The organism is Micromonospora sp. NPDC092111 (genome assembly GCF_044755745.1).
Classification (GTDB): Bacteria; Actinomycetota; Actinomycetes; order Mycobacteriales; family Micromonosporaceae; genus Micromonospora.
Genome location: NZ_JBIVRQ010000019.1, coordinates 32,200 through 58,346, shown reverse-complemented (window position 1 = coordinate 58,346; position 26,147 = coordinate 32,200). Strand labels below are relative to the sequence as shown.

12 protein-coding genes, 1 tRNA gene, 1 pseudogene and 2 CRISPR repeat arrays are annotated in these 26,147 nt (G+C 69.4%); of the genes and pseudogenes, 11 read left to right on the top strand and 3 right to left on the bottom strand.

All coding sequences use genetic code 11. The features are described 5' to 3' along the window. Nucleotides 1–531 precede the first annotated feature (531 nt). Nucleotides 532–969 carry a hypothetical protein gene (locus tag ACIQG9_RS26455; RefSeq protein WP_400407486.1) on the top strand — a complete coding sequence of 146 codons (438 nt, stop codon included), beginning with the start codon at nt 532–534 and terminating at the stop codon, nt 967–969. A 283-nt stretch (nt 970–1,252) separates the two neighbouring features. Here ACIQG9_RS26455 and ACIQG9_RS26450 read toward each other — a convergent pair. Further along, a pseudogene (locus tag ACIQG9_RS26450) lies at nt 1,253–1,760 on the bottom strand (transposase); the annotation flags it as partial. A 20-nt stretch (nt 1,761–1,780) separates the two neighbouring features. Continuing rightward, nucleotides 1,781–5,894: a CRISPR direct-repeat array (repeat unit 29 nt; unit sequence CGGAACACCCCCACGTGCGTGGGGAGGAC). Nucleotides 5,895–6,032: 138 nt separating this feature from the next. Between ACIQG9_RS26450 and cas3 the strand changes: the two are divergent. The 10 genes from cas3 (at nt 6,033) to ACIQG9_RS26400 (ending at nt 17,445) form a co-directional block, all read left to right on the top strand. After that, the gene (cas3, locus tag ACIQG9_RS26445) at nt 6,033–8,786 is read left to right on the top strand and encodes a CRISPR-associated helicase Cas3' (RefSeq protein WP_400407545.1); all 2,754 of its coding nucleotides are present in this window, start codon (nt 6,033–6,035) and stop codon (nt 8,784–8,786) included. A 92-nt stretch (nt 8,787–8,878) separates the two neighbouring features. Continuing rightward, nucleotides 8,879–10,369 carry a type I-E CRISPR-associated protein Cse1/CasA gene (gene casA, locus ACIQG9_RS26440; protein WP_400407543.1) on the top strand — a complete coding sequence of 497 codons (1,491 nt, stop codon included), beginning with the start codon at nt 8,879–8,881 and terminating at the stop codon, nt 10,367–10,369. Next, entirely contained in the window at nt 10,366–11,022 is a 657-nt protein-coding gene (gene casB / locus ACIQG9_RS26435) for a type I-E CRISPR-associated protein Cse2/CasB (RefSeq protein ID WP_400407484.1), read from the top strand. The genes casA and casB overlap by 4 nt, the downstream gene beginning before the upstream one ends. Continuing rightward, nucleotides 11,019–12,161 carry a type I-E CRISPR-associated protein Cas7/Cse4/CasC gene (gene cas7e, locus ACIQG9_RS26430; protein ID WP_400407482.1) on the top strand — a complete coding sequence of 381 codons (1,143 nt, stop codon included), beginning with the start codon at nt 11,019–11,021 and terminating at the stop codon, nt 12,159–12,161. The genes casB and cas7e overlap by 4 nt, the downstream gene beginning before the upstream one ends. After that, nucleotides 12,158–12,916, top strand: a complete 759-nt coding sequence (gene cas5e, locus ACIQG9_RS26425) for a type I-E CRISPR-associated protein Cas5/CasD (RefSeq protein ID WP_400407480.1) — start codon at nt 12,158–12,160, stop codon at nt 12,914–12,916. Before cas7e ends, cas5e begins: the two co-directional genes overlap by 4 nt. Continuing rightward, entirely contained in the window at nt 12,913–13,533 is a 621-nt protein-coding gene (locus tag ACIQG9_RS26420) for a type I-E CRISPR-associated protein Cas6/Cse3/CasE (protein ID WP_400407478.1), read from the top strand. Before cas5e ends, ACIQG9_RS26420 begins: the two co-directional genes overlap by 4 nt. Then, nucleotides 13,530–14,492: a type I-E CRISPR-associated endonuclease Cas1e gene (gene cas1e, locus ACIQG9_RS26415; protein ID WP_400407476.1), complete on the top strand. Its 963-nt coding sequence runs from the start codon at nt 13,530–13,532 to the stop codon at nt 14,490–14,492. Before ACIQG9_RS26420 ends, cas1e begins: the two co-directional genes overlap by 4 nt. A gap of 12 nt (nt 14,493–14,504) precedes the next feature. Next, the gene (cas2e, locus tag ACIQG9_RS26410; protein ID WP_400407474.1) at nt 14,505–14,837 is read left to right on the top strand and encodes a type I-E CRISPR-associated endoribonuclease Cas2e; all 333 of its coding nucleotides are present in this window, start codon (nt 14,505–14,507) and stop codon (nt 14,835–14,837) included. A gap of 18 nt (nt 14,838–14,855) precedes the next feature. Next, nucleotides 14,856–16,403: a CRISPR direct-repeat array (repeat unit 22 nt; unit sequence GTCCTCCCCACGCACGTGGGGG). 299 nt (nt 16,404–16,702) lie between these two features. Further along, nucleotides 16,703–16,769, top strand: a tRNA-Arg gene (locus ACIQG9_RS26405). A 244-nt stretch (nt 16,770–17,013) separates the two neighbouring features. Then, complete coding sequence (locus ACIQG9_RS26400) at nt 17,014–17,445, top strand: hypothetical protein (RefSeq protein ID WP_400407472.1); 432 nt, start codon at nt 17,014–17,016, stop codon at nt 17,443–17,445. 31 nt (nt 17,446–17,476) lie between these two features. Here the strand turns inward: ACIQG9_RS26400 and ACIQG9_RS26395 are convergent, their stop codons facing one another. Continuing rightward, complete coding sequence (locus ACIQG9_RS26395) at nt 17,477–18,337, bottom strand: DUF4240 domain-containing protein (RefSeq protein WP_400407471.1); 861 nt, start codon at nt 18,335–18,337, stop codon at nt 17,477–17,479. Nucleotides 18,338–18,543: 206 nt separating this feature from the next. After that, on the bottom strand, nt 18,544–26,010 hold the full coding sequence (locus ACIQG9_RS26390) for a LamG-like jellyroll fold domain-containing protein (protein WP_400407469.1): 7,467 nt from the start codon (nt 26,008–26,010) through the stop codon (nt 18,544–18,546). Nucleotides 26,011–26,147: the final 137 nt, after the last annotated feature.

Genomic DNA, 26,147 nt, shown 5'->3' with positions numbered 1-26,147 from the left:
CCCGACTCCTCGTCTGCGCCCTCCGGCCGGCCGCGGCGCGGCGGTCGACCAGACGGGGCACCGCCGTCGTCGACCGAGTGCAGAAACGCCACGACGTGTTCGAGAGAAGGGACCCGGCGGGGAAGCCCCCACCTCGCCAGCCGGGTCCCGCCCACCGTGCACGCCCTCACGGGGAGGAAGGACGGCATGGTGAGCTGGCGCTCCGGCCCTCCCGTCCCCGCCCGTCGCCTCCTTCGAAGGCGTCGCGGCAGCGGCAGCGTCTCGTGACGCCGACCAGCTCAGGCGGGGCTCCCGCCAAGCCCGGCGGGTGGAGGACACGGGCACCCACGGCGACGACGTGTCCCCCTCTGACAGTCGTCGCCCACGCATCGGGGCACCGGTCGCGTCTGGCGTCCCGATCCGCTACGCTGCAACCAACTTAAGTTCGATGAAGCCGAACCACAGTTGATGAAGCGATACCGAGAGCTAAGCACGGACCCACGTCATCGTCAACCACAGTTCGTCAACCTTGAAGCAGAGTTGGGGGGTCTTGTGAGCGAATCGCCTGCTGAGACGGCAGAAGACGTCACCTCACGACTGATCCAAACCCGTCTCCGCGAGCTGTTCGAAGCCCGCGACGAAGACCGACCGCCCTACACCGAAGCCGAAGTCTCCCGCGCCCTGACCGCCCGGGGGCACAAGATCACCACCGAAGGCATCCGCAACCTCCTACGATCCGCCCGCATCAACCCCAAAGCCACGACCCTGCGCGCACTCGCCGAGTTCTTCAACGTGCCCGCCGGCTACCTACTCGGCGACGACGAACCCGAAACGACCAGCCGACAGGCAAGGGTGATGGCCAGATCCTTCGACGAACTGACCCCTAGGACGAGGAAGAGCCTCGCGCGAGTCATCCACGAGTTCCTGCAAGTCGAGAAGACCGCGCGGGACAGCGCAAGCGACCCCGCGCCGCCAGACCTGCAGAACTAACGAGCCGCCCCCTACCGAGTTGACCAGCGATAATGGCGAGCGCCTTGGTGTTGTCGTCCATGAGTCCGCAGCTCACTGGCAGGAAGGGGGCGATGCCCCCAGGCGGGGGCAGGCCTGACATGCGGGTTGCGCGAACTCCCGCCGGCAGACGCGGGTCGAGAGTGGGTCGGCGGTCCACTCGCGCCCCCGATCGTGTAGTGGCTCTCGATCGGGGTGCTGCGCCGGAATGCCTGACCGGCGCGGACCGCCGCTGGCTGGTGGTGGACGGGCTGACCGCCTTCGACTACATGCCCGCAGGCGTGTGGATCACTCCAACCGATGTGGACGAGGCGGTGTTTCGTAGGGCTCGGAGCCATTGGTTGATGGCGGTGATGGTGAGGGTGGCTTCGTAGCGCACGGCGAGTGCGTCGTACCTGGTGGCCATGGCGCGGTGTGGTTTCAGCTGGTTGATGCGGCACTCCACGGCGTGACGTAGGCGGTAGACGTGGGTCGAAGGCGGGCGGTCGTCCGCCTTTGGACCCTTTGGCTTTGCGGTGTGCGTCCTGGTCCGCCTTGCTCGGGATGCACGCGCGGATGCCCGGGATCGCAGGTGGGCTCGTTTGGCCTTGAACGTGTACGCCTTGTCTGTCGGCCAGCACTGTGTCGGCGCGGGTCCGTGGCCGGCCGCCACCGGCTCGGGTGACGCGGATCTTGGCCAGCACGGGGATGGACTGTGGGCTGTCGCCGCGCTGTCCGGCGGTCACTACCAGGGCCATCAGGTTACGGCCTTGCTCGCAGGCCAGATGGGTCTTGACCCCCCGATGTAGTACGTCGGAACACCCCCACGTGCGTGGGGAGGACCGCGCCAATGACGCCCTCGTCCCGTCGTTCATCGGAACACCCCACGTGCGTGGGGAGGACGTCGCCGTGTGCGCCGTGCTGGCGGCCCTGGCCGGAACACCCCCACGTGCGTGGGGAGGACCCCTGCTCCTTACGGAGCTGCTCGACCAGCGCCGGAACACCCCCACGTGCGTGGGGAGGACTTAGCGTCGCCTTCCGGCGCGCGCCAGGATCGCGGAACATCCCCACGTGCGTGGGGAGGACGCGTTCGACCCGCGCACCCTGCTCGGCGCGATCGGAACACCCCCACGTGCGTGGGGAGGACCGCTCAGAGCGGTCGGCGAGGTCGGCTAGGTACGGAACACCCCCACGTGCGTGGGGAGGACTCGTAGTCCAGGTCAGCGCGGCGGCACGCCCACGGAACACCCCCACGTGCGTGGGGAGGACGCCGGCGGGTTCGGTGTCGCCCTCGGCACCGGCGGAACACCCCCACGTGCGTGGGGGAGGACGGCCGCCGATCTCCAGGCCCTTCGCGCCGGCCGGAACACCCCCATGTGCGTGGGGAGGACTGCCGCTGCGATCCCACTCGGCAGAGTAGTTGTGGAACACCCCCACGTGCGTGGGGAGGACGACTGGTGGCGAGCCGACCGGCCCTCCCAGGGCGGAACACCCCCACGTGCGTGGGGAGGACCGTAGGAAAAGTTATAGAGAACCCTTCCAACCCGGAACACCCCCACGTGCGTGGGGAGGACGCCGCTTCCAGGGGGGTGGCCGTCGCCTTCGACGGAACACCCCCACGTGCGTGGGGAGGACGTGACACCGGGGTCCGCTGGCCGGGCCGGCTTCGGAACACCCCCACGTGCGTGGAAAGGACACCCAGCGTCCGTCGCGGGAGACGGCCGCGTGCGGAACACCCCCACGTGCGTGGGGAGGACCGAGGCGCGACCAGCCGGAGGCCGGTCTCATCCGGAACACCCCCACGTGCGTGGGGAGGACCCACCGCCTCCACCTGGTAGGCAGAGTCCGTCCGGAACACCCCCACGTGCGTGGGGAGGACCCCACCGCCAGGTCGAGCGGGAATGCGCTTGCCGGAACACCCCCACGTGCGTGGGGAGGACACCGCGTTGCGCAACGCCTGGGCGGCGGCCCACGGAACACCCCCACGTGCGTGGGGAGGACACCGCACCCAGTGGGGCGAGCGCCACCAGCAGCGGAACACCCCCACGTGCGTGGGGAGGACACTGCCGGAGATGTGATCTCCGGGGTCACCGACGGAACACCCCCACGTGCGTGGGGAGGACTGCTGTACTGAAAGAGTCATCAGGTCCGATGTCGGAACACCCCCACGTGCGTGGGGAGGACGGTGACGCCGGCGTGCAGGGGCACGGTGGGTCCGGAACACCCCCACGTGCGTGGGGAGGACGGTGACGCCGGCGTGCAGGGGCACGGTGGGTCCGGAACACCCCCACGTGCGTGGGGAGGACCGCTGGCGCTCGACGCTGTCATCCCTGGCCGGCGGAACACCCCCACGTGCGTGGGGAGGACGTCAGTCCGCACGCCGCCCTGACGGGCAACGACGGAACACCCCCACGTGCGTGGGGAGGACGAGGAGATCCCGTCGAGCTGGGCGGCTAATGGCGGAACACCCCCACGTGCGTGGGGAGGACGCCAGCGCGATCACGGCCATGATCGCGATCTGCGGAACACCCCCACGTGCGTGGGGAGGACACCGCCACGTACACCAGGACGTACGGCGGCGGCGGAACACCCCCACGTGCGTGGGGAGGACGTGAGCTTGGGCTCGCGGTGGCCCTGTTCCAGCGGAACACCCCCACGTGCGTGGGGAGGACTCGGTGTGCGTAGCGGTCATGATCTTCTGCGCCGGAACACCCCCACGTGCGTGGGGAGGACCACCACGGCCCCAGGGTGTCCTGGTAGAGCTGCGGAACACCCCCACGTGCGTGGGGAGGACGCCACCGGCTCCGGCTCCGGCTCCGGGGCTGGCGGAACACCCCCACGTGCGTGGGGAGGACTGATCAGGCCCGAATCCGAAGTGGATCTAACCCGGAACACCCCCACGTGCGTGGGGAGGACGCGTTGCTGGTGGAGTCGAGCATCTCCGCCGCCGGAACACCCCCACGTGCGTGGGGAGGACCGTCGGCGTTCCACTCGCGAGGGTGCTGGCAGCGGAACACCCCCACGTGCGTGGGGAGGACAACGGGAACCCGTCGATCATCTCCAGGAGCAGCGGAACACCCCCACGTGCGTGGGGAGGACCAGGGAGCGTGAGCTGGCGCTGTGGCAGTGGGCGGAACACCCCCACGTGCGTGGGGAGGACTTGTCCTCCGGCTGCCGTGCGATCCCGACGAGCGGAACACCCCCACGTGCGTGGGGAGGACGCCTCCAGGTCACCGACCTGCCGGGCGTTGCCCGGAACACCCCCACGTGCGTGGGGAGGACGCAGCAGCGGATCGAGGCCCTGCGAGACGAGCGGAACACCCCCACGTGCGTGGGGAGGACCACTGCGCCCGAGCGCCCAGCGCGGCCCACGACGGAACACCCCCACGTGCGTGGGGAGGACTCGTTGTGGGTCTGAATGAGGTCCTGAATGAACGGAACACCCCCACGTGCGTGGGGAGGACTGCGTGTCGGCGGTCAGGCCCGACACGGTCAGCGGAACACCCCCACGTGCGTGGGGAGGACGCGGCCGGCGGGGACGGTGGGGTGGTCATCGGCGGAACACCCCCACGTGCGTGGGGAGGACGCCGGCCTGCCGCGCCGTTGGTTCGGTCCGGCCGGAACACCCCCACGTGCGTGGGGAGGACTGGAACGGGCGCACGACACGACACCACAGCGGCGGAACACCCCCACGTGCGTGGGGAGGACCCACCTACGCCAACTGCCGCCGCAACGGATGGCGGAACACCCCCACGTGCGTGGGGAGGACCTCACCCCGGCGGGTGGATCCTGGTCGGACGACGGAACACCCCCACGTGCGTGGGGAGGACTCCGCATCAGCGCGGGCATCCAGTGCGGCAGCCGGAACACCCCCACGTGCGTGGGGAGGACTGCGAGGCGAAATCCCACGGGTGACTGTGCGGCGGAACACCCCCACGTGCGTGGGGAGGACGATCGCGCCCCACTCCCCGGAGCTGGCGATGCCGGAACACCCCCACGTGCGTGGGGAGGACTAGACCACGAGCAGCACGCCGAGGCTGGCGAGCGGAACACCCCCACGTGCGTGGGGAGGACGGACAGGAGGATCAGCAGGGCTGGCCGGTCGCCGGAACACCCCCACGTGCGTGGGGAGGACTTGGCCTGCCCGTTGGCGCTGACCTTGACGGCCGGAACACCCCCACGTGCGTGGGGAGGACCTGATGGTCGGCCTGGCCGTGTGGACAGGCGACGGAACACCCCCACGTGCGTGGGGAGGACAACACCGGGGCCGCTCGGGCGGCGGTCGACTCCGGAACACCCCCACGTGCGTGGGGAGGACTACTGGCGACTCCAGATCGAGTCGACCGGCGTCGGAACACCCCCACGTGCGTGGGGAGGACCGCAACCGGTACCAGTGTCGCCATCGGGGCTGCGGAACACCCCCACGTGCGTGGGGAGGACCGCCGGGGCCCGTCCACCTCCGGATCGTTCGGCGGAACACCCCCACGTGCGTGGGGAGGACGGTGGCCTGCCGCTCCACCGACAGGGTGCCCGCGGAACACCCCCACGTGCGTGGGGAGGACCCGAACGGGGGCGACGTCTCGACCCGGCTCGGCGGAACACCCCCACGTGCGTGGGGAGGACGTCAAACCGCCGTCGGAGCGGGCCATCGAGGACGGAACACCCCCACGTGCGTGGGGAGGACTCCTCACCGTCGGCGGTGCGGGCACGCCGGAACGGAACACCCCCACGTGCGTGGGGAGGACCGGATCATCGCCGTGGTGGAGAACCCGAGATCCGGAACACCCCCACGTGCGTGGGGAGGACAACGTCTCAACCACGGCCCCGGCGGGCAGATCCGGAACACCCCCACGTGCGTGGGGAGGACTCGCCGCTGGCCGCGCAGACCATCTCGGGCAGCGGAACACCCCCACGTGCGTGGGGAGGACACTTCGCGACCTGCGGGTTTATCGGGCCTGGGTGCAGTTTTTGGTGGGTCGGCTTGGAGTGTCGTATGGCTGTGGTTGCATGCGGTTGCCGTTGTTGTCGGGGGTGTGGTGGGGGGCATCGAGGTGAGTGTCGATCAGATGTGGATCGATGCCGGGCTTTGGGGGAAGTCTAAGGGTCTTCCGATGCCGTATCCGCTGCTGTGGCACTTGATGGATACGGCTGCGGTTGCTGGTGTCTTGTGGAGTCGGTACCTGGCTCCAAACCAGCGCAGGATCATCGCGGAGGGTCTGGCCGTCGATGAGGGGCATGCCAGGTCGTTGATCATGTTCTGGGCCGGGTTGCATGATGTCGGTAAGGCGAGTCCCAGTTTCCAGAAGCAGGACGAGCGCGCGTTCGCCGCGCTACGCCGTGGTGGCTCATATGAGGATGTGTCTGGCGACTGCTGGTTGGGGCATGACATCGCTGGTCAGTTGGCGCTGCCGGAGCTTCTCGGCGCTTTCGGGTACCCGCAGTTGGGTCGGCGGGCCAGTAGTCGTGTGGCGTATCGGGTGGCGCAGATCGCCGGTGGTCACCATGGGCGTTTCCAGCAGAGCAGCGGCCCTCACGGCGGTCGTCTGCAACTGGGTGGGGGAGCCTGGGCCAGGCAGCGTGAGGCCCTGGTGGGGGTGGTCTATGGCGCGGTGGGTTCACCGCAGCCACCTGCGGCGGTGGATGCTGCGGCATGTGTCCTGGTCACGGGGTTGGTGATTTTGGCGGACTGGTTGGCCAGCCAGGAGCACTTCCTGCGTGAGCAGCTGTCGCGTGTGCCGCGGTCGATGACGGTGGAGTCTGCCGCGGCATATCTGTCGGCCTTGGCAGGACCGGCTACGGCTCTGGTCGACGAGGCGGGGCTGGTGGCACCGTCGTACCGTGCGGCTGGCTTCGAGGACTTGTTTCCGCATCCTCCGAACGCGCTGCAACGGTCGCTTATCGACGAGTTGTTGCCGGTGGTGAATGGTCCGGGGCTGTTGGTCGTGACGGCGGCGACGGGGGATGGTAAGACCGAAGCTGGGCTGGTGACGGCTCGCAGGTTGGCCGAGGTCTGCGGGGCGAGTGGCTTCTTCTTCGCTTTGCCGACGATGGCGACTTCCGACGAGATGTATCGCCGGGTCCGGAAGTTCGCTGTCAAGCTCGCCGACGGACCGGCTCCGGTGACGCTGTTGCACAGCATGTCGTGGCTGAACGCCGAGTATGAAGCACGAGCAGTTGCGGGGGTGGGGGAGCACGTCGGGGTGTTGTCGGACGACCCGGCCCGGGATGTGGTGGCTCCGGATTGGTTGCGTGGCCGTAAGCGTGGGCTGTTGGCTCCGATGGCGGTGGGTACGGTCGACCAGGCGCTGTTGGCGGCCCTGACCACGAAGCACAACGCGTTGCGGTTGCTCGGCCTGTCCGGGAAGGTGTTCATCGTCGATGAGGCGCACGCCTATGACGAGTACATGACTGCTCTGCTGCGGCGGCTGATGAGCTGGCTGGGCCGGTACGGATGTCCCGTCGTGTTGCTGTCGGCGACGTTGCCGTCGTCGCAGGCGTCGGCTCTCGTGCAGGCCTATCAGGAGGGTGCTGGGGCGGAGCCGACCCAGGTGTCGGTGCCGTATCCGGGTTGGATGTTCGTGCCGGCTATGGACAGGGGTGCGGTCACGATCTCACCTGCTTCGCGCGAGCGGGTCGTGGCGGGCAGGAGGATGCGGTTTCAGCTCGACGTGCGTCCGGTCCGTCACCTGTCGGGACCGGAAGTCGACCCGATGGACCGCCGGGCCGTTGTGCGGCAGGTGTTGGCGCCGGTAGTGCAGGGTGGTGGCTGCGCCGCGGTGGTGTGCAATACGGTCAACGATGCCCAGCAGACCTATCGCCTCGTTCGTGACTGGGCGCCGGCCGGGGTGGACGTTCTGTTACTGCATTCCCGGTTCCCGGCGCGTCGCCGGGAGGAGATCACCGCCGAGATCACTGGCCGGCTGGGCAGGGACGGTGACCGGTCGGTTCCGGTGATCGTGGTCGCGACCCAGGTGATCGAACAGTCGCTCGATCTGGATCTTGACTTGTTGGTGACGGATCTTGCACCGATGGCGCAGCTGTTGCAGCGGGCGGGCCGGTGTCAGCGTCACCGTCGGACGAGGCCGTCGTGGGCTGAGCGGCCGCGGGTGGTGGTACTCGACCCGAGGGGCGGCACGTCCGGAGATGAGCACGTCCGTCCACCAGCGTGGGGGGACGTGTATGCCCGCTACCTGCTGCGGGCAACGCACCTTCGCCTGGCGGGAATCGACAGCATCGCCGTGCCGCAGTCCGTGCAGGAGCATGTGGAGGCGGTCTATGTGCCGGGATTGATCAGCGACGACCCGGTGTTGGGCGCGGAGTATGACGAGTACCGGGCTCAGGGGATGGCGGTGCGGGGAGCGGCCGAGCTTGGCGTCATTCCTGACCCGGCGGAGGTGGCCGACCTGGCGGTGTTGAGCCACAACGACACCCCGGAGTGGCTGGCGACCACGCGCTTGGGAGCAGACTCCGACCGTGTCCTGTGCTGTTACCTCGACGCCGACGGTCAGCAGTGGTTGGACCCGAACCGGCGCACGCCGCTGCCGCAGCGTGGCTCCGGCGCTGGCGGTCGGTTCCGGCAGAGCGAGGTACGGGCGATCCTGCAAGAGACGCTCCCGGTACGTGCGGGCCTCTTGAAGGGATATGACCCGCCCCGGGACTTGCCGGCGAGTTGGGGTGACAACAGTTGGCTCAAGGATCTACGACCACTGTGGTTGCCCCTCCAAGCGGCCGGCCCGGAACCCGCCGTGTGGGGTGGCAGGATGGCCCGCCTCGACCACGAGCTCGGTCTTGAGGTGCTGTCGACTGGGGGAGCGTCGTAGCTCCGCTTCGGTCATCCATCCGACACGAGGCTGTGCGTCGAGCTGTTGGTTCGGCAGCCTCAGGCCGGCCTGTTCTCAGGGAGTGTCATCTGATGACGAAATCGTTCGATCTGGTTGATCGGCCGTGGATACCGGTGGTGGCCGGAGGTGAGTCTGTGCTGGTCGGGCTCCGAGAGTTGTTCGTACGGGCGGCGGAGTTCGATGATCTGGTGCTGCCGGTGCCGCCGGCGGCGTCGGGGTTGTGGCGGATCCTGTACGCGATCGCTGCTCGGGTGACCGGGCTGGATGCTGTGGGTGGGCCGCGGTGGCGGGAGCGCCAGGAGCAGGTGCTGGATCGTAGGGCGTTCGTTGCGGCTGATGTGGACGCCTATTTCGCGAGGTACCAGGGGCGGTTTGACCTGTTCGATCCCGTCCGTCCGTGGATGCAGGATCCTCGGCTGGCTGTGGAGTGTCCCAAGTCGTCGGGGGTGAACAAACTGGTGTTCGACCGGCCGGCCGGCAACACGCAGGTGTGGTTCGGTCACCACACGGATGCTGGTGCGGTGGCTGTGGCGGCCGGTGAGGCGGCCTGGTACTTGATTGCGCAGTTGTACTACGGCGCGTCGGGTCGGTGTAGCAGCCGTGAGGTGGGCGGACAGAAGTTCGCCAACAGCAACGCCGGCCCGTTGCGGGGCGCCATGTCATACCACCCGCTCGGGGAGAACCTGTTCGAGTCGCTGGTCGTGGGCGTTGCGCCGCGGTCGTCGGGGCAGGACGAGGGGCCCGACCTGTGTCCCTGGGAGCGTGATGAGCTGCCGGATCCGCTCGGTGTGCCGTGGTCGGCGTCGTGGCCGTGCGGTGCATTGACGGGCCGGGCCCGGCATGCGGTGCTGCTGGTTCCCGACGCTACGGGTAAAGCCGTGACCGACGCCTACGTCACGTGGGCGTGGCGGCTTCCCAGCCCGGAGCAGGTCGACCCGTACGTGGTGCGTCGGCAGAACAAGGAGGGCGGCTGGTACCAGCTTCCGGCCGACGGCTCCCGGGCGCTGTGGCGTGACGTCGACGCCCTGTTGGGCGGCAACACGGAGGTCACGACCCACCGTCCGCACATCATGATCGCTGCGGCCGACCTCGGTTTGGGTGGTCGGGTGCGGGCGTACGGGTTCGACCAGGACGGGCAGGCCAAGGACCGGCAGTGGTTCACCGCGGTGACCCCACCGGTGCTGGGTTGGCTGCGGGAACGCGATCCGGTGACGGCGAACGGGGTGGCCATGCTGACCCGGTCGGCCGAGAGGATCGGTCGACGGATGGGTACGGCGTTGCGGCAGGCGTGGCGGGACGTGGCCAATGTCAAGGACCGGGATGGTCCGTGGGCGCGGGCGGGCGAGGCGTACTACTGGGCGCGGGCGGAGGCGATGTTCTGGGAGTGCGTCCGGGAGGGCCGGTTCACCGAGGGTGGCCGGGCCTTCGCTCGGCTCGGGCATGAGGCTATCGACTATGCCGCGGACGGGGAGGCCAGCCCACCTCGGATGGTTCGGGCCGTGCAGACAGCGCACCGGCTGCTGTCCGCTCCCACTCCGGCGAAGAAGGGATCTACCCCGTGACGTCTGCGGATATCGCACAGAGGCATTCCGACTGGTTCGTCGGGCGGGTCGCGGAGCAGTGTCGGCGTGATCGCGGCCGGCGGGCGGCTCTGCGTCGCGGCCTGCGTCGTCCTCCTGAGCAGGCGTACACGATGCATGCCGTCGTGGCGCCACTGCTCCCGGCTGAGGTGTCCAGGGATCGTGAGTACGCCTATTACGCCGTGGCGGCGATGATCGCGGCGGCCACCCGTGACCGGCCGGACGCCGGTACGAGCGGGGAGGTGCCTGAGGAGGGGGCCGTCGAGGAAGCGACCGTGCCGGGCGCCGACGGTGAGCCGACCATCCGGCCCAACCTGGGGGCATCCCTGGCCTGGGCGGTGTGCCGACCGGGCAAGGGCCGCCGGGCGATGAACCGGGCAACCGCCGAGAAGCGGCTTCACCTGCTGGTCCGGCAGGGCCACCCGGGCGTGTACCAGCAACTTGCAGGGGTCGTGCGGCATCTGGGCGTGGTCGAGGTCCCGGTGAGCTGGGGACAACTCCTCGACGATCTCTGCCAGTGGCGGTACCGCCGCGACCGGGTCGCCAAACAGTGGCTCCAGTCGTACTACCGCATCCTGCACGACGCCGACCGCCGTGCCGAGAAGCACCACCAGAGCCTGGAGGAATCAGCATGACCGCCCGTTACGTCGAGATCCACCTGCTGCAGACGATCCCGTACGCCAACCTCAACCGCGACGACCTGGGCTCACCCAAATCGGTACGTTTCGGTTACGCCGACCGTACCCGGGTGTCCAGCCAGTGCTGGAAACGCGCCGTGCGGCAGGAGGTCGAAACCTCCACCGGCGACACGGCCAAGCGCACCCGACGGCTGCCCCAGGCCATCCAGGGCCGCCTGGTCAAGCAAGGCTGGGAGCCTGAGCTGGCGACCTACGCGGCAGCGCAGGTCATGGCCACGCTCGCCACGATCGCGGTCAAGGCCGACGGCTTCAAGGTCGACAAGGAGACCGGCGAGGCGCAGGTGCTGTTCTACCTGCCCGAGCGGGCCTTCGACGAACTGGCCGACATCTGCGTTCAGCAGCGCGAGCGGCTCACCGGTCTGCAGTCGGGAACGGTCAAGCTCAAGAAGGGCGAGGCGCCCCTGCCCGCCGACGGCGTCCGCGAGGCGATGGGTCGACGCAACGACGTGATCAACCTGTTCGGGCGGATGCTGGCCGAGTTGCCCGGCACCAACGTCGACGGCGCGGTCCAGGTCGCCCACGCCTTCACCACCCACGCCACCGACCCGCAGGTCGACTTCTTCACCGCCGTGGACGACCTCAAAGCCGACGCCGACCAGACCGGCAGCGGACACATGAACAGCGCCGAGTTCAGCACCGGCACGTTCTACCGGTACGCCAGCGTCAACCTCGACGACCTCACCAACAACCTCGGCGACCACACCACAGCGGTCGAGCTCACCACGGCGTTCCTGTCGGCGTTCATCACCGCCATGCCGCAGGCCAAGAAAAACTCCACCGCACCCTTCACCGTTCCCGACCTGGCCTACATCACGGTCCGGGCCGACCGGCCGGTCTCCCTGGCCAGCGCCTTCGAAACCCCGGTACGCGCGCCCCTGGACAGCGGCTACGCCGAACCGTCGCGCCAGCGGCTCGCCGACTACGCCGGACGGATCCACCGACTCCTCGGCGACCAGGGCCTCATCTTCCACGGGCACGCCACGATCGACGACAAGGGCCTGGAGGAACTCGGCGACGCCCGCCAGAGCTTCGACAGCCTGATCGCCGCCGCCGTCGAACACGCGAGGACGCGGTGACCGGTCTGCTGCTGCGGCTGGCCGGGCCGATGCAATCCTGGGGGGACCACAGCACCTTCAGCGTCCGGGACACCACCAAAGTCCCGACCCGGTCGGCGATGATCGGCCTCATCGCCGCAGCCCTGGGACGACGCCGCGGCGAGTCCCTCCACGACTTCACGGCGATGGGCTTCACGGTCCGCGTCGACCGGCCCGGCACGCTCATGTACGACTTCCACACCGTCGGCGGCGGCCTCCCCGCCGACCGGACCGTGCCGACCGCCGAAGGTAAACGACGGCCATCCGGTGCCGCGACGATCGTCTCGCGCCGGTTCTACCTGGCAGATGCGGTGTTCACCGTGGCAGTCACCGGACCCGACGACCTCATCGAGCGAGCACACAAGGCGCTGACGACACCCGTCTGGGCCCCCTACCTCGGACGCCGCTCCTGCCCCGTCGAGCACCCCTTCGTGCTGACCGGCCCGACCAGCGACGCGGTCGACCACCTGGACCACCTCCCGCTGCACCGGCGTCGCCCCGCTGGCGACGACGCCACGGTCACGGTCGACTTCGTGACCGAGGCACCGAGCAGCGACGGCGCCGCACACCGGATGACCCTCAACGACGTACCCGTGGACCTGCACCCGAACCGGCGGCGCTACCTCCCCCGCCAGGTCCACGTCACCCCCCGCACCCTGCCGGCCGACCTCTGCGCCGGCACCGGAATCGACTACCTGGACGCCCTCGACGCTTATCTGCAAGGAGCCGGAACGTGACCGCCTGGCTGACCCGGATCGCACCCGACCTCCGACACCCGGCGGCACGACGCGACCTACGCGACATCACCGCCATACACCGCCGCGTGATGTCGCTGCTCCCCGACGACCTGGGCGATCAACCACGCCACCAGGCAGGTGTGCTCTTCCGGCTCGACCACACCACCACCGGCCCGGCACTACTGATCCAGACCACCATGCCACCCGACCCCAGCCGGCTGCCCGACGGCTACGGAAACGTCCAGACCCGCGACATCCTCCCGCTCCTCAAAGCCCTGACCAGCGGGATGGCCGTGCACTACCGGATCGCCGCCAACGCCTCCAAACGCGCCTGGAAAGGCGACAACGCCGGCAAGGTCGTCGCACTGTCCGGCCAGCACGCCGAACAGTGGTGGCAGCGCAAGGCCGACGCCAACGGCCTGCACCTACGCCACCTGCACGCCCAGCCACAACCCGCCGCGATCGGCCGCGCGACCCCCGTACGCCACGCCATCACCCTCTTCGAAGGCCAAGCGGTGATCGCCGACCCCGACCAGACACGCGCGGCCATCCTGTCCGGAATCGGCCGCGGACGCTCCTTCGGCTGCGGACTGCTCAGCCTCGCCCCGACTCGATGACACCCAACGCACGACGGCGACTCGCCGCCCCGACCCTGGCCATGCTGCCCCGCGTCGCGGACTCCCTCAGCTTCCTGTACGCCGACATCGTCCGCATCGTCCAAGACGACACCGGAGTCCTCGCCCAGGTCGACACCCCCAAAGGCACCGAACGCGTCTACCTGCCCACCGCCGCCATCAGCTGCCTCCTCCTCGGCCCCGGCACCTCGATCACCCACCGCGCCATGTCCACCCTCGCCCGACACGGCACCACCATCGTCTGCGTCGGCTCCGGCGCCGTACGCTGCTACGCCGGCATCACCCCCACCTCCCTGACCACCACCTGGCTGGAAAAGCAGGTCCGCTGCTGGGCCGACGACGACAAGCGGCTACAGGTAGCTATACGCATGTACGAACGTCGGTTCGGCGAGTCCGTCCCCGAGGGCACCACCCTGGCACAGCTCCGCGGCATGGAAGGCCAGCGGATGAAAACCCTCTACCGACTCCTGGCACACAAGTACCGCACCGGCAAATTCCGCCGCAACTACGACCCCGACGCCTGGGACACCCAGGACCCCGTCAACCTGGCCCTGTCATCAGCCAGCGCCTGCCTGTACGGAGTGGTCCACGCGGTGATCCTGGCCCTGGGCTGCTCACCAGCGCTCGGCTTCGTCCACAGCGGCACACAACACGCCTTCGTCTACGACGTCGCGGACCTCTACAAGGCGAAAGTCACGGCCCCGCTCGCCTTCTCCATGAGCACCTCCGCACAACCCGAACGCGACGTCCGACGCAAACTCCGCGAAGAGTTCCGCCTGCTGAAACTGATGCCCGCCATCGTCACCGACATCCAACACCTGCTCGACCCCGACAGCACACCCCGCCAGAGGCAACCCACAGCCGAGATCACCTCCCTGTGGGACCCCGACACCGGCGCCATGCCATCCGGGGTCAACTACGGCTCAGACTCCTGGGACTGAACCATGGCCTCAATGGTCGTCCTCGCCACCACCGCCGTACCCGACCACCTACGAGGCGCACTCAGCCGCTGGATGATCGAAGTCACCCCCGGCATGTTCGTCGGCACCCTCTCAGCCAAAGTCCGCGACGAACTCTGGAACGCCGCGAGCGCCGTCGTCGGCGACGGCGCCGCCGTCCTCATCCACCCCGACGACACCGAGCAAGGCTTCACCCTACGCACCGCAGGACAACGTCGACGCCGCCCAACCGACTTCGACGGCCTCACCCTCGTAGCCATGAGCCCACTCGAGGCCCAACCACCCGACACCGCCACCGCTGAGAGAATCTGGCCAGACGGCTGGTAAAACCGCAGGTCGCGAAGTGTCCTCCCCACGCACGTGGGGGTGTTCCGATCGTGCGAGGCAGCCGCGGGGCGGAGCGCGCGTCCTCCCCACGCACGTGGGGGTGTTCCGGGGAACGGCTTGAAGATGTCCATCTTTATGCCGTCCTCCCCACGCACGTGGGGGTGTTCCGACGGAGGAGTCCGTCCGTCCGGTCGCTCTGCCGTCCTCCCCACGCACGTGGGGGTGTTCCGTCGATCAGCGCCCAGGTGTTGGCGCTGACCGAGTCCTCCCCACGCACGTGGGGGTGTTCCGGCGCTGCAGATGGCTCAGGACCGGGTCAATGAGTCCTCCCCACGCACGTGGGGGTGTTCCGTGGATGTCGCCGGGCGGCAGCGGGAGCGGCTCGTCCTCCCCACGCACGTGGGGGTGTTCCGTCCACGGAGCGGCCCTCCGGGATCGACTGGACGTCCTCCCCACGCACGTGGGGGTGTTCCGGCATCGACAAGCGGCACGTCGTCCAGCTCATCGTCCTCCCCACGCACGTGGGGGTGTTCCGATCCTCGGCACATCGGGGCTGGGCAAGAAAGCGTCCTCCCCACGCACGTGGGGGTGTTCCGACGGGGGGAGCAGCTTGCGGGCACCGGTCGACGTCCTCCCCACGCACGTGGGGGTGTTCCGGAACTCGCCGCCGCGATCATCGCCGCCCGGCAGTCCTCCCCACGCACGTGGGGATGTTCCGGCCGCCTACGTGGCCCTCAACAGCGTCGACCGGTCCTCCCCACGCACGTGGGGGTGTTCCGTCGCCCGGGCGGCGGCCGGCGTCGTGGCCGAAGTCCTCCCCACGCACGTGGGGGTGTTCCGTGCCGCGCCCGGCTCGACTGGGTGCCCGACCCGTCCTCCCCACGCACGTGGGGGTGTTCCGTCCCGCAGCGCCGCCAACGCCGGCTTGATGTAGTCCTCCCCACGCACGTGGGGGTGTTCCGTGCATGTTGCGCTCCACGCTGTTTCGGGCAGCGTCCTCCCCACGCACGTGGGGGTGTTCCGGCGTCGGCCCACAACGCCGTGCCGTCGGAGAGGTCCTCCTCACGCACGTGGGGGTGTTCCGCTGCTCGGGGAGTGAGGGGAGACATGGTGGACGTCCTCCCCACGCACGTGGGGGTGTTCCGCAGATTTACGAGTCGCGCGGTGACTACACGAAGTCCTCCCCACGCACGTGGGGGGGTGTTCCGGAGTTGGCCGAGTACGCGGCCGAGATGGCGGAGTCCTCCCCACGCACGTGGGGGTGTTCCGTGGGAGCGCCAGGCCGACCCGGACGGGCTGCTGTCCTCCCCACGCACGTGGGGGTGTTCCGGTGGAAGTGGTCCGCTTCCGCCGCGACGAGAAGTCCTCCCCACGCACGTGGGGGTGTTCCGTAGTGCGACCCGAGGTTGAGCATCATGCCGGCGTCCTCCCCACGCACGTGGGGGCGTTCCGGACTGGGACGCGGCTTGGCGTACGTGGATGCGGTCCTCCCCACGCAACTGGGGTGTTACGGCGGGCGGTAAGAAAGCGGGCGGCCGGCGGCGGTCCTCCCCACGCACGTGGGGGTGTTCCGCAGACCGATTTCATGTCGCTCGGGCGTCGGCGCGGGGTGAGGGGCCGCCGATAGATTCCGGTTGATCTTGATGATGTGGTCGCCGTGTGGTCTCCAGCGGAAATCACCCCGGGTCAATCCGTGCCACTCCAGGTCATCCGGAGCTAACGATCATGGTCGCAGATCCGTCCGGGTGTGATCCGCGTGTGGTCGACGGTCGGGGTGCTTCGCCGGGTCAACGCACGTCAACCTGGGTCACTCCCTGCCAACGCGGCTGGACCCGCAGGTCGCTACACTGGCCACTCGCGCCCTCGTAGCTCAGGGGATAGAGCATCGGTTTCCTAAACCGTATGCCGGGTTGGTCGGTCCGGCTGCCACCACGCCGCCGATCGACGAAACGGAAATTCCGCCCGAATTTCCCTCACCCGTGGATGTCATGCCCGACACCGGTATGCCGCTCCGGCATAGACATGACACGACGGCATATCCGCTTCCCGCAGTGTCGCCATCCGCGCGGGATCGACTCGATGCCCGGATCCGCCGAGGACACCCACGGCCTCCCGGGTAGCCGCTGGTGGTAACTTACCGGCCTCTTGTTGCTCAAGCTGAGAAACGGAAGTTGGCGTGACCGACGGGCACTCCGAAGCTGATTTCTCCACTGACGCGCCGAGGCAGCGGCGTCGCTGGATCGGCCCCGCGCTGGCGTCCCTTGTGCTGCTCGTCCTGGTCGGCGGCGCGGCGGCGTACTGGCAGTCGGCTGACCGGGAGGATGAAGATCCGGGGGTGACCGCGTGCCGTTCGGCGGGGTTCGTGGTGCGGGCCACGCAGGGCCACGTCGCCCCCGCCGATGAGGTACAGCGGGTGGGTGAGCTGTTCCAGCGCTCCGCTCACGAGGATCTGAAGTCCGCGGGCGTGTTCGCGGTGGGCATGGTGCAGCGGGTGCAGGATCCTCGCGGCGTCGAGGCGACAGCGGACTTCAGGCGGGTCACCTTGGCCCGTGCTGTTTCCGGGCTTGTCGCGGCCTGTGAGAACCACCAGGTCACGGTCAAGGCGTAGGGGCCGAGGCGGGCCTCGGCGCCACGTCACGTCACCTGCCTTCCCGATCCGGCGTGGGCAGCGGTGGCAGCTCCGGCAGCCCGAGTTTCGACTGCGCATACTGGAGCATCGCCCGCTGATGCTCGGCCGCCAGCCGTGGCAGATCCTGGACGGGCGTGTGATGCAGGAGCGCGGCATCGAAGCCCAGGTGGATTCGTACCACCTTCCGCCCCCTGCTGAGGCGCGGCCTGGGTGGGGCGTCCCAGGTGTAGAAGGGGTAGGTCTCAAGGTCGGGTACGCCGGAGTTGCTCCACCAGGCCATCCAGGCGGGATCGGTGTCGATCGCCCTCTCCAGCGCGACGGACGGGTTGTCGAACTCGTCGCGCTCGGCCTTCACGTCGTACAGGTGGCCGCATGAATACCAGTTCCACCACTTCTCCTGGCCGTCGGTGGCGTCGGCCGGGGCTCCGACCTGGTCGCTGCCGGGAGACGCGTCGAAGATCAGCTCGTCGTCCCAGTCCAGCCCGGTGGCGCGTCGGAACGCCCTCGGCAACACTTCCAACAGTTCCTCGGCGTCCGCTACCTGCCAGCGCCCCGACATGACGTCGGGGTCGGCGACGACCGTCTGCCACTGTCGCTGGCCGGCGGCGACGACGGCGAGCCTGGCGTAGAGGAATACGTCGTCGGACATGGGAAGCGCCGCAGCGGTCGCCGGCTCTGACACGTCCCAGACCGCCTGCGTCTGGTGTCGCGGCGTGGCGAGCGCGCGCACCGCCGTCACGAGATCATCCGCGAACTGCCGTACGTCGGCCTCCCCGGCCGAACCCAGGACCTCGACAAGGCGTCCGCACCCGCTGGAAGTCGCCGCACCGCCGAGGACGTCTACGTAGCGCCAGAACTTCTCAGAGGTCACAGGAAGATCCTTCCAATGCTTTCGCGCTGTCGTCTGGCTACCCGCGATGGCGACTCGACCTGCCCGCGTCGGTCGGACGCCGGGAGGCTGGCCGTCACCAGAAGGGCCGTGCCGCTCCCGCCATCCGAGAGTGGCGGGAGCGGCACGGCGTTCGTCGTCACGTCGTCGTCATGGTCCGACCTGCGGTCCGCGCGGTTCCGGGCAGGTCACCGACAACTGTAGTACTGGCCCGGCGGGCAGTGTCCGTGTCGCATGTAGTAGGCCGTGATGTAGCCGGCTTCCAGGCTCCGCGCGGCGAACCAGCCGGTGACGCGGTTCCTCACCACGTAGCGGCAACTCGCCCGCATGCTGGTCCGGCACTGGGTGAGCTGACCGGACGGCCGCGACGTGCCCACCCGCGAGATCCCGTACTTCCAGGTCCGCCAACTGCCACCCTTGAAGTAGGAGATCTGGTAGACGATGTACCTCTTCAGGCGGAAACGTTTGACGCTGGGTGCGTGGATGCTCGGCCAGGGAATGCTCCGGATGGCGGGGGCAATTCCACAGCCGGTGATCACACAGCGAGCGACCGCGTAGATCAGCGCGAGCAGCAGGACGGCGACGATGACATCCGCGGCGATCGCGGCGACCGCGCAGGGGGGACACTTTCCGGAGAGGTCGGTCTCGTTCGCCGGGTCCGCGCAGACGTAGTCGTACGGGTTGCAACTGCCGCCCGGCACCGGATCGACCTGGAGGAACCTGCCCAGTGCGGGGCTGTAGAGACGGACCCCCATGAGCACCACACCACCGAGTGCCTCGGCGGAGCGTTGCTTGCCGCCCAGCCAGCCATAACGCTGGTCGGCCTGCCCGACGACCGGCGCGCCGAACTCCTCGTAGTCGAAGAACTCCGGCTCGACCAGCGCCGTGTCGATCGTGACGGAGATGTCTCCGTGCAGGTTCGTCAGCGCGAGGCGAACGTCTCCCGTGCCGGAGGTCACCGCGGCCAGGTCGCCGTCCGGGCCGGGCACGTTGCGGGCGACCGATCCGCTCGCCGCGTCCTCGACGATCCACCGGGGGGCGTCCGAGTCGTTGCCGTAGTGGTTGGTCCTGGTCGAGGAGGTGGTCCAGGTGCCGTCCACCTGCGTCTCCGCCGTGAAGGCGCGGGACCGTTGCATCGGATCCAGGGTCCAGGTCTGCCGGGCGTCGTCGAGCTGCTGCCCCTGGACCAGGTCGTTGACGTAGTAGGTGTTGGCGAGGCCGTCCGGGGTCGCCGTCGTACGGCCGAAGGCATCGTAGGTGTAGCCGGCGTCGGTCAGCCGGTCCGCGGTGTCGTAGGTGTGGGTGAGCTGCTCGGTGGGAGAGCCCTCGTCGCAGGATCCGTCGGTCGCCGGAGCGAACCGGGAGTTGCTGGTGCGGTTCGCCCGGTTGTCGTAGGCGTAGGTCCGGGTGACGCAGCCCTCGGTCATCGAGGTGTGGTGCTGCACCCGGGTCACCCTGCCCAGGCGGTCGTAGCGGTAGTTCTTGCTGCCACCGGTGTAGCTGTGGGTGGTCCACTGCCCGTGGCTGTTCTCCACCACGGATTCCGCGTAGATGACGGTGCCGTCCGAGTCGCGGGTGTAGGTACGCTCCGTCGCTTCGAGGTTGGCGTCCTGCCGGTCGGCGCGGGTGATCCCGCCCGGGTACGTCATCTGGGTCAGATGTCCGTCGGGGGAGTACGTGGCCGAGAACGTTCCCGCGATGCTGTCGGTGATGCTGGTGGCCATGCCGCGCGGCTCGGCCGCGCGGTTGTAGGCGTACGTGGTGTGGCCGGTGGGGTCGGCGATCTTCACCGTCTTGCCGAGCCGGTCGAACTCGGTGGTCGTGGTGCCACCGTCGGCATCGGTGTAGCTCACCAGGCGGCCAAGGGAGTCGTAGTCCCTCACGATGGACGCACTGCCCATCGTGGTGGTGGTGACCGCCCCGGTGGTCGGGCTGTAGCCGGTGGTGACCTGGTCGACAGCGACACCCTGCGACGCTGTCACCGTCTTCCCGACGGGTCGGCCGGCCGCGTCGTAGGCTGTGACGATCGTACGGGTCTGACTACCGACGCCGTCGGTGAACTGTGCCTGGCCGCCGAAGGTGTCGTACGAGACGACCCGGCCGACCGGGAGTGCACTGGTCATCCGATCCGGATCGTGCCCCGTGACCGAGCCGACCGTGCTGGTCACACATTCGTTGCCGGCCCACTCTGGCCGGTTGCCGCACGCGCTGTCCTGACCGTTGACGCCGGCGGTGTAGTAGATCGTCTGCTGGGCTCGCGCGTCGGTGCCGGTCGAGTCGATCCCGCTGGTCTTGACCACCCGGCCAGCGGTGTCGTAGACGGTGGTGGAGGTCAGGTTCGCGCCGCCGGTGCCGGCATCGGTCACGCGGGTGGTGGGTTTGTGCAGCGTCCACCCGGAGGCGCCGCCGCCCACGCTGTCGTAGCCGTTGCGGGCGACCTGGACGTCCGCGTCGGCGTAGCCGACGATCTGTACGCCCTTCTTCTCGGTGGTGGCGAGATGGTAGGTCGCGCCGTCCGGCTTGCCCTCGTCGTAGGTGGTCGTCACGTGGTGCCTACCGATGACGGTGGCGCCGGCGGGCATCGCCTCCAGCGGCCCGGTGCCGTCCGGGTCGGGGGCGCCGCTCTTCAGCACCACGGTCGAGGTGGGCCCGAGGGTGTCGACCAGGTCGATCCCGTCGGTGCTGTAGGTCCGCACGGTCGAGAGCGCCAGCGCCCTGCTCGCCGTGTCCGAGTTGGCGAGACCGAGTTCCTCCAGGTAGCCGGCGGCACCGGGAAGGATGCCCAACGCCAGTTCCCGGTTGGTGGCCTCCAGCGTCCGGACCGGGTTGCCGAACCGGTCGTACTCCTGGGTGTCGATGTGGTTGCCGGGAGTGGCGGTGTTGGTCTCCTTGCCGCCGGCCCCGAGGTAGTGCACGAGGGCGTACGGGTAGCCGTTGGTGCCCGGCGCGGCGGGGGTGGCGCTGTTGCGGTTCGGGTTGTCCTCCGGGCCGAAGATGGCGGTCGCGTCGGTCGGCAGGTCGACCTGCCCCCAGGTGGAGATCGCCGCCGCGTTCAGGTCGTGCGGGCCGCCGGCGCTCTTGGTCAGGGGGACGTTGTAGACGACGTTGGCGGCGGTCTCACCGTCGACGACGGTCTTCGATCCCTGCTGCAGGCCCGCCCTGCGCACCCGCAGCAGCCTCCCGGCGTTCTCGTCGCCGGCGAGGTCGGTGACCTGGTCGTCGGTGAGGGCCTTTCCGTAGACGCGGACGTCGTCGATCTCGCCGTCCCAGATGTTGGCGGCGGCGCCGGCCCACTTGGCCCGGCCGATGACGTAGTTGCCGCTGGCGTTCCAGCCGCCGGTGGCCGCGGTGGTGTTCTGCAGCACCCCGTTGACGTACAGCCTCATCTTGCTGGCGGAGGTGTCGTAGACCCCGGCGAGGTGGGTCCACTGGCCGGCGACGGCGGTGGTGTTGGCGGTGGCCCGGACCGGGGTGGCGCTCTCGCTGTCCGAGGTCACCCGGGAGAAGGCGAACTTGTCCTCGGCGGCCACGTAGTTGAGGAAGAAGCCGCTGGTGCTCGTGCCGTCCTTGGACACGGCGGTCCGGTTGACCGACTTGTCCTTGATCCGTACCCAGGCCGCGACGGTGTAGGACGAGGTGTTCGACAGGGCGGTGCCCGCGACGCTGATCTGCTGACCGGCGCCGCCGGTGAACACCGCGGCCCGGTCCGCCGGGTTGGCCGGGTCGTTGCCCCGCCCCCAGGTCACCCCGGTGGCCATGGTGCCGGTACGCCCACCGCCGGACGAGTCGGCGACGGCGGTGCCGGACCCGGCGTCGAGGTCCCAGCGCAGCGCCGCCGAGTCGACGTCCGGGTTGCCGTAGTCGACGTTCCACGGCAACTGACCAGGCGGCGTCACCTTGGTGACCCGGCCGCCGGCGTACTCGTACGCGGTCTTGAGGGCCGGGCTGATCCGCGGGTCCCACACCTCGCGGAGCTGGCCCAGGTTGTCGTAGGCGTACCGGGCCACCACCGTGGCCGTCACCGTGGCGGTCACCGGGTTCCACGCCCACAACTTCACCGCGGCGACCCGATCGGTGTAGTCACCGAAGACCGTCTGGCTCAGGCCGGAGGTGGTGGCGGTGGCGTACTCGTACTCCAGAACCTCGCAGCCGCGCGCGGGGGTGGCCGCGACGCAGTTGTTCGTGTCGTCCACGCCCGGCTCGACCGGGTTGACCACCTTCTTGAGCAGCAGCCGGTTGCCGGTGGTGTCGTAGACGAGCCGGGACGTGGTGTTGGCCTCGCCGTTCCAGGTCGACGTCGCGGCCCACACCCCACCCTGCGCGGTGAACTCGGTGATGCTGCCGTCCTGGTCGGACAGCCGGTACGCGGTGCCGCTGACCTTCTTCAGGGTCAGCACCTCCGCGCCCGGCTCCGGGGTGAAGCTCACTCCGTCGGAGTTCTTGGCGAAGGTGATCCAACCGCCGTCGGCGGTGGTCACCTCGACCAACGAGGGCTCCGGGGTGGTGAGGGTGGTGTAGGCGACACCGGCGGCGCCGCCCGTGGCGCCCCCGGTCCAGGAGGGACCGAACGGGGCGACGATCTCGGTGAAGGACAGGTTGTCCCAGTAGACCTTGCGCCCGGAGCCCCCCTGCATGCCGTTGTAGAGCCGGAAGAAGGCTTCGGTCGCGCCGGCCGGCACGGTCAGGTCGACCGACAGCTCCTGCCAGCCGTCGGTGTAGCCCGCCATCGCCGAGGTGACCTCGGTGTAGACGGTGCCGACCTTGTAGAGACCGACGATCCGCAGGCCCCGCTGCGTGTGCGCCGGCAGCAGCCCGGTGGCGCCGGGAACGTAGATCCAACCGGTCATCCGGTACGTCTTGCCCGGTGCCATCCCCAACCGCAGGGCCCCGCCGTCGCCCCCGACGGCGACGTACGTGTCGTTGCTCGTGGTGGTGACCGGCGTGATCTCCAGCGAATCCAGCGGAGTCGTCTCGCCCTGACCGCGAGCGGTGGAGCGAATCGCCGACGACGTCGCCGCCACGGTGAAGCCGGACAGGTCGGTGGAAACCTGCTGCTGGTTGCCGTCCAGCACCTCGGCCATCCGCTGATAGCCGTCAGCCGGATCGCGGGACGCCGATGAGCGGGAGACCGACAGACTGAGCTGGTCGACGTCCGTGGACGACAACGAGTAGTCACCGGTGAGGAGGTTCACCGACCCGGGACCGACGTCGTCCCGCGCCGCCCCGTTGCCGCTGGAGTCGACGTTCGCCCGGACCCACGGCACGGTGTAGGCCGGGGTGGTGCCGGTGGCGGTGTAGAGGTGGGCGCGGACCTCGACCACGCCGCCGATCAGGCCGAGGGTGTCGGTGGCGTTCCAGATCGCGTAGCCGCCGAGCGTGGACAGCCCGACCGGGGCGGTGGCGGTGGCGGTGATCGGCGCTCCGGTGGCGGAGGTCAGGTTCGCCGACGGCACCGGCAGGGTGGCCCCGCCGGGTCCGCGCCGGTACTCGTAGTACGCCCTGGTGTAGCCGGCCACCGGGGTGGTGATCCGCAGCTTGGTGCGTTTGACGATCGTGGCGCCGGGCAGTGGCTCGGCGAGGGCGGCGTTGCCGGCGTCGAAGACGTACAGGTTCGGGCTGGACAGGTTGCCGGCCGAGTCCTTGGCCTGCACGGTCAGCGTGCGGTGGCCGTCGCGGGGGCTCAACGTCACCGACTTGGCGCCGGTCGCGGCGAGGGTGGTGGCGGCGCTGTCGTAGTCGAACTTGTAGACGAACGCGGCCAGGTCGGTGCTGCCCGACGCCGGGGTGAAGGTGAAGGTGTCGGCCTGACCCGCGCCGCCGTGCGGCTGCGCGTCGTTGAGGTAGATCGTCGCGGCGACGAACGGCACCCCCGGCGGGCTGGTGTCGACCGTCAGCGGGGTCCACGCCGTCCAGGCGCCGTAGGCGTACGGGTCCTTGCCCCGGACCTGCCACTCGTACTGGGTGCCGTTGGTCAGGTCGACGGGCACCTGCCAGGAGGCCGTGGAGCCGTTGGTCCACGCCGGGCTGCCCGAGCGCAGGCCGGACGAGCTGACGACCGCGAGGGTCGTCTTGTTCCGGACGGAGAACTCGGCCTGCAGCGTCTGCCCGGCGTTGGCGTCGGCCAGTTTCGCCGACACGGTGGGCCGCAGCGACGAGGTCTGCGCGCCCGACCCGCAGACGGTGTAGCAGGGCGCGACGGCCAGCGCGGACGGCGCGGACGGCGCGCTGTTGTAGGTGATGGACACCAGCGGCGGGTGGGTGCCCTCGGCCGAGTCGAACCGCTTCCACCCCGCCGTCGACGTCTCCGACGTCGCCCGCAGCATGACGCTGGCGCTGGACGCGCTGGTGTCCGCCGCGTACTGCAACGCCCCGCCGACCTCGACGTAGACGTAGCCGTCGCCGCAGGACGAGCTGTAGCCCCGGGTCTCGGTGGAGGTGCCCACCTTGGCCCGCGCGGTCGGCTGGTCGGTCCACCGCACCGACGAGTCCACGTAGTCGGTCCGCCACGCCTCCCAGGAGGCCGCCGTGCACGACCACGAGTGGTAGTTCCACAGCCGCAGCTTCGCCGACATGATCCGGCTGCCGGCGAACCCGGTGGTGTTGAACCGCAGGTACGACCGGGCGGTGAACGAGCCGCCGTCGTTGGAGTACCCCAGCTTCAGGTCCGCGGACCCGGACTGGTCACTGGAGTAGCTGTTCTGCACGAAGGCGTCGAACGAGGCGGACAGCGAGGTCGGCGGGTCGATGGTCACCGGGAAGGCCAGATCCGTCCGGGCCAGGAACGCCGGATCCGGCGTCAGCTCCAGGACCGTGCGGCCCGTGCCCCCGGCCACCGTCCGCAGCCCGACCGGAGCGTGGTTGACGCGCTCCCCGGACAGCGGCGCCACCTCGGCGTCCCACATCAACGGTGTCTGCGCCCGACCGACCTGGCGACCCTTGCCGTTCTTCAGCACCAGCCCGCCCATCCCGTCGCGGACGGCGGTGAGCTTGCCGGTCCGCAGCGGCAGCGACAGCTTCCGCACCTGCGCCAGCCCGGCCCGGTCCTTGACCACGACGTGCTGCTCATAGCCGGTGGCGTGGGCGTGGAACACCAGGTCGACGCCGGGCCGGACATCCGGGTAGGTGATCGTCCGGCCGTCGAGCACCGGCTCGGGCAGCGCCCCGGTCCAGGCCAGACCGGACCGGTCGGCTCCCGTACCGATGGACGCCACCTCGTGCTCGCCGCCACCGGCGGTCGCACCGGCGAAGGTCAGACCACGCGGATGCGCCACCGGCGCGATCGACCCGTCCGCTTGACGCCGCAGGGTGAGGTCGACCGGCACCCACCGGTCACCGGCACGTACCCGGACGGGGGCGAGGGCCTGCTCCTCGGTCAACGTGCCGTCCGCGTTGGCGAACACCTGGGTTGTCTCGGTCCGCCGGCCGGCAACCTCCACCCGGGACCCACACAGCCGGGCCGCGATCGCCGCCGACACCTCGTCGGGACGGTCAGTCGGGCACGCCGGCTTCGACGCAGGCTTCGACACCGCAGCCGCCGCCGGGCGAACCGGCCGCATCGGCACCTCCGACAACGTCGCCACCAGGACGAACACCATCACGATCCACAGCCGTCGGGTCCAACCCGCACACGGCTCCGCCGTCAGAGTGATGAACACGCGCGAACGCCAGCGATGCGTCTGCACAACGCCCTCCCCGTAACGCCTCCCGATGAGGCGAGCGGAGCGTACGCACAGGCCCACGATCCGTTCAATATCTTGACGGGGTTGGGATTCCCAGCTATCACCCAGGCACC

Coding starts and splice junctions, on each gene's coding strand:
- cas3 (WP_400407545.1), top strand. CDS start 6,033: ATGTGGATCGATGCCGGGCTTTGGGGGAAGTCTAAGGGTCTTCCGATG.
- cas7e (WP_400407482.1), top strand. CDS start 11,019: ATGACCGCCCGTTACGTCGAGATCCACCTGCTGCAGACGATCCCGTAC.
- cas2e (WP_400407474.1), top strand. CDS start 14,505: ATGGTCGTCCTCGCCACCACCGCCGTACCCGACCACCTACGAGGCGCA.
- casA (WP_400407543.1), top strand. CDS start 8,879: ATGACGAAATCGTTCGATCTGGTTGATCGGCCGTGGATACCGGTGGTG.
- cas1e (WP_400407476.1), top strand. CDS start 13,530: ATGACACCCAACGCACGACGGCGACTCGCCGCCCCGACCCTGGCCATG.